A 1,177-nucleotide genomic window follows, 5' to 3' on the forward strand; every position below is an offset into this window, starting at 1 on the left:
CCCCCCATACCCGGCATTTCAGCATCCAGCAAGATCAAATCGGGTGGCGATTCACGGGCCAAACGCAAGGCTGTTTGACCGTCTAAGGCAAAACGCAGCTCGGCCACGTTAGACAAAATGCGACTCATACTGCGAATGATTATCAGATCATCGTCTACCAATAGAATGCGGCTATTCTTCATTGCTCGACCTACTTAGTGGTTCTATAGCGGCTAGTATGTCGCTTCATTTTGGAGGTTTTTCAAAATTTGATCATGATTCGAATCATGAATAATCCACCGGTAGCCCTGTGAGAAAAGTCCAGCAACCAGGCCTGCGCCGACTGCGCCGGCAGCTCAGGACTACAGAAACTACGCTCACTTACGATTGAACGTTGAGGGCTCCTGGCTTTTGACAATGCAGCGCATTGCACTGCCAAAATTCATGCAGGGAATGGGAAGGGGCATGGACGACCACCTCGGGCGGCCTCCCCAAGACTGTAGATCGGTCGCGAGACACTCGTTGGCCATCCTGCCCGCGCATGGGCCCATCTGAACCCTCCCATGAAAGCGCGCCCCATAGCGCGTCTTTCTGTAGCTAATGCAATGCTGATTAAGGTCCACGGTCACCGAGGCTGAAGCGTTACATGACGATGAAACAACAGACCCTTGCGATGGCAGTCGACCAAGAAGCGGGATTCGCTCAGCACCGCAAACCGACCCGGCGCGATACGTTCCTGCAAACGATGGAGTCCATCGTGCCTTGGGCGGCTCTATGCGAAGTCATCGAACCGCACTACCCCAAGGCGGGTAATGGCCGCCCGCCCATCGGACTGGAGCGCATGCTGCGCATCCACTTCCTGCAGCACTGATTTAACCTGGCCGACCTGTCGTGCGAAGAAGCCCTGTACGACAGCGCCAGTCTGCGCCACTTCGTCGGCATCGACCTGGGGCGCGAGCCCGTGCCCGATGCCACCACCTTGCTCAAGTTCCGCCGCCTCTTGAACGAGCACAAACTGGGCGAGGCCTTGTTTGCCAAGGTCGGACAAGAACTGCAAGCCCGGGGTTTCAAAGTGAACACCGGCACCATCGTGGATGCCACCCTGATCAGCGCGCCCAGCTCCACCAAGAACGCAGACAAAGCGCGCGACCCCGAGATGCACCAGACCCGCAAGGGCCAGGAGTGGGACTTCGGCATG

General features: G+C 57.1%; 1 protein-coding gene and 1 pseudogene. One reads left to right on the forward strand and one right to left on the reverse strand.

The window, feature by feature from the left end; translation table 11 throughout:
• The coding region (locus tag AC097L_RS25325; protein ID WP_479589466.1) for a response regulator at nt 1-182 on the reverse strand (182 nt) is incomplete at its 3' end.
• A gap of 449 nt (nt 183-631) precedes the next feature.
• Here AC097L_RS25325 and AC097L_RS25330 point away from each other — a divergent pair.
• Nucleotides 632-1,177 (forward strand): annotated as a pseudogene (locus AC097L_RS25330) (IS5 family transposase); the annotation flags it as partial.

Source organism: Rhodoferax sp. RT5P35, from assembly GCF_056521385.1.